10 protein-coding genes and 1 pseudogene are annotated in these 6,653 nt (G+C 68.9%); 3 read left to right on the forward strand and 8 right to left on the reverse strand.

The genetic code is table 11. From position 1 onward, the window contains the following. Positions 1-51: 51 nt before the first annotated feature. Positions 52-1,236, forward strand: coding sequence for a permease (locus ACH4J0_RS32620; RefSeq protein WP_396244540.1), 1,185 nt, complete (start codon positions 52-54; stop codon positions 1,234-1,236). A gap of 189 nt (positions 1,237-1,425) precedes the next feature. After that, positions 1,426-1,644: a hypothetical protein gene (locus ACH4J0_RS32625; RefSeq protein WP_396244541.1), complete on the forward strand. Its 219-nt coding sequence runs from the start codon at positions 1,426-1,428 to the stop codon at positions 1,642-1,644. Positions 1,645-1,667: 23 nt separating this feature from the next. Here ACH4J0_RS32625 and ACH4J0_RS32630 read toward each other — a convergent pair whose 3' ends face one another. The 6 genes from ACH4J0_RS32630 to ACH4J0_RS32655 all read right to left on the reverse strand — a co-directional run bounded on the left by ACH4J0_RS32630 (position 1,668) and on the right by ACH4J0_RS32655 (position 4,701). Then, positions 1,668-2,438 carry a hypothetical protein gene (locus tag ACH4J0_RS32630; RefSeq protein WP_396244542.1) on the reverse strand — a complete coding sequence of 257 codons (771 nt, stop codon included), beginning with the start codon at positions 2,436-2,438 and terminating at the stop codon, positions 1,668-1,670. After that, complete coding sequence (locus tag ACH4J0_RS32635) at positions 2,422-3,633, reverse strand: hypothetical protein (RefSeq protein WP_396244544.1); 1,212 nt, start codon at positions 3,631-3,633, stop codon at positions 2,422-2,424. Before ACH4J0_RS32635 ends, ACH4J0_RS32630 begins: the two co-directional genes overlap by 17 nt. 75 nt (positions 3,634-3,708) lie before the next feature. Beyond that, positions 3,709-3,927: a DUF397 domain-containing protein gene (locus ACH4J0_RS32640; RefSeq protein WP_396244546.1), complete on the reverse strand. Its 219-nt coding sequence runs from the start codon at positions 3,925-3,927 to the stop codon at positions 3,709-3,711. Continuing rightward, positions 3,924-4,079 (reverse strand): Scr1 family TA system antitoxin-like transcriptional regulator, encoded by a 156-nt coding sequence (locus ACH4J0_RS32645; protein ID WP_396244548.1) that lies wholly within the window; start codon positions 4,077-4,079, stop codon positions 3,924-3,926. Before ACH4J0_RS32645 ends, ACH4J0_RS32640 begins: the two co-directional genes overlap by 4 nt. Next, entirely contained in the window at positions 4,058-4,276 is a 219-nt protein-coding gene (locus ACH4J0_RS32650) for a Scr1 family TA system antitoxin-like transcriptional regulator (protein ID WP_396244555.1), read from the reverse strand. The genes ACH4J0_RS32645 and ACH4J0_RS32650 overlap by 22 nt, the downstream gene beginning before the upstream one ends. A gap of 113 nt (positions 4,277-4,389) precedes the next feature. Then, the gene (locus ACH4J0_RS32655; RefSeq protein WP_396244551.1) at positions 4,390-4,701 is read right to left on the reverse strand and encodes a hypothetical protein; all 312 of its coding nucleotides are present in this window, start codon (positions 4,699-4,701) and stop codon (positions 4,390-4,392) included. A gap of 114 nt (positions 4,702-4,815) precedes the next feature. Here ACH4J0_RS32655 and ACH4J0_RS32660 point away from each other — a divergent pair. Next, positions 4,816-5,168 (forward strand): annotated as a pseudogene (locus ACH4J0_RS32660) (NmrA family transcriptional regulator); the annotation flags it as partial. A gap of 498 nt (positions 5,169-5,666) precedes the next feature. Here ACH4J0_RS32660 and ACH4J0_RS32665 read toward each other — a convergent pair. Beyond that, on the reverse strand, positions 5,667-6,032 hold the full coding sequence (locus tag ACH4J0_RS32665) for a peptidoglycan-binding protein (RefSeq protein WP_396244553.1): 366 nt from the start codon (positions 6,030-6,032) through the stop codon (positions 5,667-5,669). After that, a complete protein-coding gene (locus tag ACH4J0_RS32670; RefSeq protein WP_396244554.1) occupies positions 6,025-6,465 on the reverse strand; it encodes a peptidoglycan-binding protein in 441 nt (146 codons plus the stop codon). Before ACH4J0_RS32670 ends, ACH4J0_RS32665 begins: the two co-directional genes overlap by 8 nt. Positions 6,466-6,653: the final 188 nt, after the last annotated feature.

The raw sequence follows: 6,653 nt of genomic DNA on the forward strand, positions 1-6,653 counted from the left end.
CGGGTATATGGTCGGTCGTCGACGGAGGCCTGAGGAAGGCGGACGACCACCATGCACCCGATCCTGCACGCACTGTCCATCACCGGATCGATGACCTGGGAGATCACCTGGGCGCTGATCCTCGGCTTCCTGCTCTCGGCCGTCGTGCAGGCGGTGGTCCACAAATCCACGGTGGTGCGGCTGCTCGGCGACGACCGGCCGCGCACCCTCGCCGTCGCCTCGGGGCTGGGCGCGGCCTCGTCCTCGTGTTCGTACGCGGCCGTCGCGCTGGCGCGCTCGCTCTTCCGTAAGGGTGCGAACTTCACGGCGGCGATGGCCTTCGAGATCGCCTCCACGAACCTGGTGGTCGAACTGGGGGTGATCCTGGCCCTGTTGCTGGGCTGGCAGTTCACGGCGGCCGAGTTCGTCGGCGGGCCGGTGATGATCCTGCTGCTGGCGCTGCTGTTCCGGATGCTGTTGCGGGAGCGGCTGCTCCAGGAGGCGCGCGAACAGGCCGAGTTCGGGCGTGCCGGTTCGATGGAGGGGCACGCGGCGATGGACATGTCGGTGGCCGGGGAGGGGTCGTTCCTCCGGCGGGTGCTGTCCGGGCGGGGTTTCACGTCCGTGTCGCACGTGTTCGTGATGGAGTGGGCGGCCATCCTCAAGGACCTGGTGATCGGCCTGCTGATCGCGGGCGCGATCGCGGCGTGGGTCCCTGATTCGTTCTGGCAGGCGTTCTTCTTCGTCGATCACCCGCTGGCCGGGAAGTTGTGGGGCCCGCTGGTCGGGCCGCTGGTGGCGATCGCCTCCTTCGTGTGTTCGATCGGCAACGTGCCGCTGGCGGTGGTGCTGTGGAAGGGCGGGATCAGCTTCGGCGGGGTGGTCGCGTTCATCTTCGCGGACCTGCTGATCCTGCCGATCCTCAACATCTACCGGAAGTACTACGGGGCGCGGATGGCCCTCTTCCTGCTCGGCACGTTCTACGTGGCGATCGTGATGGCCGGGTACGTGGTCGAGTTCGTGTTCGGCGGGCTGGGGCTGGTGCCGGACCAGCGGGAGGCGGAGATTCCGATGGCGGGCATCGAGTGGAACTACACCACCTGGCTCAACGTCGCCTTCCTGCTGCTCGCGCTGGGGCTGCTCGTCCGCTTCTTCCGTACGGGCGGCGGCGCGATGCTGCGGATGATGGGCGGCGCCCCGGACGACGCGGGCGAACACGCGGGCCCCGCGCACCACGATCACCACGACCACCACTGAAGAGCGTTGGATCACGTCTCCCGCCGGTCGGTCGGCCAAGGGATCTCCTGGAGAACACGGTGATCGCCCCGGCCCTCACCGTCCGTCGGAGCCGCCTGGTCCGTCGCCCGCCGTCCTGAGCTGCTTGCGGTAGGCCAGGCCGCGGCGGCAGGCGCGGCCGTCGTGGTCGCCTCCAGCAATCAGGACCGCGTGGACGCCGCGACGAAGCGGTTGGGGGAGCCGGCCGAAGGCCACCGTCTGGACGTCGCCGACGGCAACGCCATCGCCGCGTTCTTCGAGCAGGTCGGGGAGTTCGACCACCTCGTCTACACCGCGGGTGAGTCACTGCTGATCGAGTCGTTGGCCGACACCAGCCCGCAGGAAGCCAGGGCCGTCCTCGAGCGCCGCTTCTGGGGCGCGTTTCTCTAATGGGCTCCGCGCGGGGCGAGGGGTCAGGCGGGAGGCAGCAGATCGCTCTCGCTGACGGTGTACGTCAACGGGGGGTAGGTGAAGTCCGTTTCCCGGTTCTCACGGCGCCGGAGTCGGTAGAACTCGCGCTGCTGATCGTCGTCGGCCGACGTGAGGCGGGCGCCCTGCGGGAGGTACGGGTGTCCGTCGCGGAACCGGACCAGGGTCTTCGAGGTGCGGAAGGTCAGGCCCAGCCAGGTGTTGTCGGTTGTCGGGACGGGCTTGTCCAGGACGATCTTGTGCCGTAGCCGCCGGTTCGAGTCGACGGAGAAGGCGACGAAGCCGTGGTGGGTGAGGGGGATCTCGACCTTCTCACCGCCGGGCTCCTTCGATTCGACGATCAGCTTCCTGGGTGGGGTCGCTCCCGGGTGCTGGTAGCAGGAGAAGACGGCGATGAACGATCCGTCGGCCAGATCGAGGGCCTGGTCGGAATGGCTGCCCATGGTCGTGTAGGCGTTGGTGTAGCTCTCGATGAGAGCGTTGTTGAAGCCGAGGGGGAGCGCGGCGTGTTCCTGGATCTGTTGCGCCAGCCGCTCGTGCACCGCTCGGAAGCACTGGGCCGGGTTGGCGTACCGGGTGGTGGTGCGGACGAGGGGCACGCCGCCGGTCTCCTCGACCCTGGTGAGCGTGGCGCCTCGGCGGCCTTTCCCCAGGTCTTCCAGGTGGGCCGAGGCGGAGAGCTCCGAGAAGAGGTTCTCCTCGACGGGCAGGGCGTGGGAGAGGATCTCGTCCGAGAAACTAGGCGCGGGGGGCAAGGTAGTCTCCCGTGTTCATGCTGAAGAGGAACTCGTCGCCGTAGTCGATGAAGGACGAGCTTCGGTTCTCCTCGGCGTACAGCCTGCGCAGCTCGTCCATGCCGGCCTGGGTGGGCGGCTCCAGCTCGACGAGGTATCCGGCCGATTCGAGGAACGTGCGGCCGTGCTTGTGGACGGCTTCGGTGTTCGAGCAGCGTACGACGTATCCGAGCCGGGTCGGGAGCAGCTCGGCGTCCAGGGCCGAGGGCCGGATCTCGTGCGTGTAGAGGCGGTTGGTGGACAGCGGCATGAAGAACACGGAGCCGGGATAGAGGGTCAGGGTGAAGTGGGAGGGGAGCGTGTCCCCGTGGAGTTCTGCGGCTGGATCCTTGAGGCGGAAGTGGAGCCTGGTCAGCGCGCTGGAGTTCTTCGTGCCGTAGTCGAAGGCGTCTTCGGCCAGGGGCTGGAGGTCGTCGAGGCGGTCGTAGAAGGTGCAGAACGCCATGATGCCGTTGGCGGGCATGTCCTTGGTCTTGTCGGCGTGCGAGGAGATCTTCGCCTTGGACTGCTTGCGCTCGGGCGTGGCGCGGGTGTTGTGGTAGGTCTGGGCGAGGACGTGGTTCAGCGGCGCGTGGTCGCGGAAGACGGTGGTGGCCTCGCGGTTCAGGGCGCCGACGATGTCGGTGTCGGTCGGGCCGAAGTTCTCGGTCGGGCCCGAGAGGTTCGTGGAGCAGCGGAGCAGGCGGAAGTACAGTTCGTCGTCGCCGGTGCGGGTGACGGGGGTGAGGTAGATGCCGCTGCGATGAGCAGATCCGGGTTTGGTGGACTCGGTGAGGGACTGGAAGGCGTGCTCGGCACGGATCCGGTGGAAGTGATCGGCGTCGAGATCGAAGAAGCGGCGGTAGTAGACGCCGGCGCCGTGGACGCGGGTGGGGACCCGGCCGAGGTCGACGAGGGGCCAGGGCGCGTCGGCGTGGTCGTGGGAGAGGTCCCGGATGATGAACACGCGGTCAGCGGCATGCAGTTGGCGAGCGGCGATCCCGGATATGCCGCCACACAGGTAGACGGTCTTGTGCGAGAGGTCGAGGGAACCGGATGCAAGGTCCTCCGGTGTGATGGTGGACCCGAAGAACTCCCTGAGCGCCGGCACCGGAGGTCCGACCAGGATGTTGCCCGCATCGTGGATGCGGGCTTCGGTGGGATCTGTTGCGTACATCGAGCGGTACCTACCGTTTGCAGGCCTGGGAGTTGCGTGAGAAGTCGGCCAGGCCGGCTTCTCACGCAAGGAACGTCAGGCGGTGGGGAGTTCGCCGGTCTTGATGGCGGCGACGAAGGACGTCCAAGCGTCGGCGGGGAAGACGAGCGCCGGACCGCCGGGGTCCTTGGAGTCGCGGACGGGGACGATGTCGACGAGGCCGTCAGCGACCTCGATGCAGTTGCCCTGGTTGCCGCTGAACCTGCTCTTGCGCCAACTCGCTTGCTTCAGGTCGTTCCGACCAGGGTTGATCATTCGAGTTCCTTTGCAATCTGCGCGACAAGCCGCCGCGATGGCCCTACGTCGAGGGTCGCTGCCCGAAGCCGGTCAAAGGCCTGGTCGTAGGCTGTTACGTCGTCATCTCGTTCGAGATAGAGGCTACTCGTCAGAGCCTCGGTGTACACCACATCGAGATCGTTCCGGACGGGAACTCCGTGATCACGAAGGAGCCCGGCACGCCGGGATGTGCGCCGGCATCGAATGGCACAATCTGCAAGGTCACGTTCGGCTCTTTTGAAGCCGCGATGAGCTGTTGCAGCTGCTTGGCCGTGATCGCCTTGTTGCCGACAACCCGTCGGATCGTGGCTTCGTCACGATCGCCCAGAGCTTGAGTGGCTCCTCCCGGCGCAGCGCGGCGTTGTGCCGCGCCATGCGCACGCGGCGCTGTACGCGGCCCTCACCCGCGAGTTCGCTCCTGAGGCTCCTACTAGCGAGGCCTCAGTCCTCGTCGAAGCCGCGGAAGGTGCTCGATCCGTCGGCAGCATCGGCGAACTCCGCGAAGTCCATGTTGGCGATGCGCTGGAGGAGGAGCAGCCGGTAGGAGAGGTTGCGGACCCACACCGGGAGGTAGCCGTCGACCAGGTGGGGGCAGAGGGTCCGCAGCATGTCGAGGATCTCGTCCGGCCCGGCGAAGGTCAGCAACTCGGTGAAGTACGACTCCTCGTGCTGCCACGTCGCGTCGCACGCGGGTGTGGGCCCGTACTCGTCGCCCCAGAGGCAGCGGGCGAGGTCGGTCAGGGTGTGGCGCATGGCCCGGAGCCTACGGCTGCTCCACGCGCGGCGGGAGCCAGCGGGTGATCCGGTCGAACAGGCCTCCGCGTGGCGCACGCCGTCCGGCACCGCCGCCCGGTGCCGCGACACCGGATCACCGACCCGGCGGACATCGCCGAGGTCGCGGCGGCCTGCCTGCTGGACGACCGGTTCGTCGGCGGCGCGTACGAGCTGACCGGCCCGGAGGTGATCACTCCGCGGCAGCAGGCGGCGGCCCTCGCCGCCGCGCTGGGCTCGCCGGTGGCCTTCCACGAGCTCACCCGCGACGAGGCCAGGGCCGCGATGAGCTGCAGCATGCCGGCCGAACTCGCCGACGACACCTTGGACATCCTGGGCCCCCGAGCCCGGCCGAGCTGCGCGTCAGCCCGGACGTCCAGCGAGTTCTCGGCCGCGCCCCGCGCCCCTTCGCCGACTGGGCCGCCCGCAATATCGCCGCGTTCCGCTGAGCCCGGTCGGCGCCGCGGGAACTGCCAGTGGTCCCGCAGCGTGCCGGCCCCGAGGGCCGTGCGAAGGGTGCCGGGCGATCCGCGGAGTCACCCGATCCCCCGCCCTGAACGGGCGTCTCGCCGGGCTCCTGGCCGGCCAGTCGATCACTGTGCTGCGAAGTCCCCGGGAACCCGCCGGTTCCCGGGGATCGACCGCGCTCCGGAACCCCCCGGTCAGGCGATCCGGGGCCCGGCGGCTACGGCACGCCGCAGAGGTGGACGGTTCGTCAGCAGATGAGCTCGTTCCACGGGGTGGCGTAGAAGTCCAGCGCCTTCCAGGTGTTCGGGCCGACGATAAGGGGTGGGTGGTCATTCGGGGCCCACGGGCCCGGGGGGGGGGGGTGAAGGCTGGACGGCGCCCGGGGCAAGGCCGGACGCCGCCGCGCACTGATCGGAACGGCCCCCGCCGGACGACCCACGATCCCGAGCCCGGGCACTACGGCGGATCAGCCTGATCGACTAGCACCACACAGAGGTGGTTCCCTGGCTGGACTGGTAGTCCAGCGCGGCCCAGGTCTTCGGGCCGACGATGCCGTCGACCTGGAGGCCCTCGCACGTCTGGAACTTCTTCACCGCGGCGAGGGTCTGGTTGCCGAACTGCCCGTCGACGTCCGGGCCGTTGTAGGTGAGAGAGTTGTAGAGCTCGCACTGCAACGCCTTGACCTCGTTACCGCTGTCCCCGAGGCTCAGCTCCGGCTCGTTGGTGCTCCAGTTGCCGCAGAGCTGGCTCGGAGACGTCGCAGCCGAGGCGCTGCCAGCGGAGGCCACACCGAATCCGGTGGCCAGGACGGTGGCAACGACGACGGCCGCAAGCTTGTTACGCATGGTTCTTCCTTCGGTAGAGGTGATGGGGAGTACTCGGTCGGGTCGGATCAGCAGACGGCGGATCAGCAGAGGTAAGCCGCCTGGGTGTCGATGTCGCTCTGGTTGTCCAGCGCGGTCCAGGTCTTCGGGCCGACGATGCCGTCGACCTGGAGACCGCGCAGCCCTGGAACTTCTTCACGATGGAGAGGGTCTGGTCGCCGAAGATCCCGTCCTCCTGCAGACCGGCGCCGCGCACGCTGTAGTTGAGCTCGCACTGCAGCGCCTTGATCTCCGGGCCGCTGTCGCCGTAGCTCACCTCCGGCTCGTTGTCGCTGCTGAAGCCGGACCAGCTGCACACGGCGGGGGTGCTGGCGGAAGCGGTGGTGGCGGTGCCGACTCCGAGGCCGGTGAACACGACGGCTCCCGTGACGATGGCAGCGAGCTTGGTGCGCATGGGCGTTTTCCTTCACATGGGAGAGGTGGACGGGCCCGGGGCGGACGGTGAGGCCGTCGATGACGTGCCTGAGGGACAGCCGCCCCGGGCGGGTGGTGTCGGGGGGGGGGGGGGGGGGGGGGGGGGGGGGGGGGGCCCCCCCCCCGCGGGGGGGGGGGGGGGCGGGGGGGGGGGCGCGGGGGGCGGGC

This window comes from Kitasatospora sp. NPDC017646 (genome assembly GCF_044329365.1).
Taxonomy (GTDB): domain Bacteria; phylum Actinomycetota; class Actinomycetes; order Streptomycetales; family Streptomycetaceae; genus Kitasatospora.